Consider the following 848-nt stretch of genomic DNA (forward strand, 5'->3'; position numbering starts at 1 on the left):
ATTACTCATTTCCTCGCGGCGCAGTTGTTCCTGCTCATTGTCCGCAGCATAGAGAGTAATCAGGTTTGAAAGCGCAGAAACCGGCGCAACTTCCGCCGGGTTCAGGTAGGGGTTAACCGCTTTTCTTGCAGCACGCCACGGATAGTATTTATCTTCCGCAGAGTTAGGCATCAACATTAGCCTCATTGAGCGCCTTGCTACAAAGCTGCCCTACACGCTCAATTTCAGCGGCCATAGCTTCAAGAGAAATAATGGCAGAATGCTGAATATGGTGATGAATCAGGCCAGAAATAAGCTGGTTGATTTTTGGGTAATAGCCGATTGTAGAGAGGCATTGCTCGCCAGTATTTTTCCCTGATTTAACAACCTTCTTTTCATTCAAAATGAATTGAAATTTGTCACTGGTAATAACCCAGTTATCACCGATTTCGATGTGAATGCTCATTCAGTGCAACTCCAATGATTCATTTTCATAGCGTGCAGCTTCACCTCTCAGCAGTTCAGCGGCTTCTAAGCAGGACATACGCTTGGTGGCGATATGTACGGCCAGTGCTTCAAGGCGGATTGAAACTGCTACAGCCCGCGCCTTACGTTCTTCTTTCTTGGCTATATCAATCACGGCCATGAGGGGATCGCTTTCAGCGTTAAACATTTTTGGTAATTCTTTCTGCATGGTCTTTCTCCTGATTTCGGGCAAAAAAAATGCCCGGCGGGTTTACGCCATTAATTTCGTTTCGGGTTAATTCGGCATGGTCAGCCGTTTGGGAAATAAGCTCACTACTGCGCGAAAATGATTCATCGCTGTAATAAGCGCCTTTTTCTCCTCAGTAGTCAGCTCACTTAATTTG

The 848-nt window shown here is 45.8% G+C and carries 3 protein-coding genes; all 3 read right to left on the minus strand.

All coding sequences use genetic code 11. The features are described from left to right. Positions 1-163 precede the first annotated feature (163 nt). Positions 164-445: a DUF5405 family protein gene (locus tag RE027_RS17845; RefSeq protein ID WP_049012074.1), complete on the minus strand. Its 282-nt coding sequence runs from the start codon at positions 443-445 to the stop codon at positions 164-166. Next, the gene (locus RE027_RS17850) at positions 446-673 is read right to left on the minus strand and encodes a DUF2732 family protein (protein ID WP_049012073.1); all 228 of its coding nucleotides are present in this window, start codon (positions 671-673) and stop codon (positions 446-448) included. Positions 674-739: 66 nt separating this feature from the next. Next, positions 740-835, minus strand: a complete 96-nt coding sequence (locus RE027_RS17855; protein ID WP_368809641.1) for a DUF5347 family protein — start codon at positions 833-835, stop codon at positions 740-742. Between the last annotated feature and the right edge of the window lie 13 nt (positions 836-848).

The sequence above is a fragment of the Kocuria sabuli genome (genome assembly GCF_040981185.1).
In the GTDB taxonomy this organism is placed as follows: Bacteria; Actinomycetota; Actinomycetes; order Actinomycetales; family Micrococcaceae; genus Kocuria; species Kocuria sabuli.

Excerpts from the sequence above, each read along its gene's own strand:
- RE027_RS17845 (WP_049012074.1), bottom strand. The coding sequence starts at position 445 with ATGAGCATTCACATCGAAATCGGTGATAACTGGGTTATTACCAGTGAC.
- RE027_RS17850 (WP_049012073.1), bottom strand. The coding sequence starts at position 673 with ATGCAGAAAGAATTACCAAAAATGTTTAACGCTGAAAGCGATCCCCTC.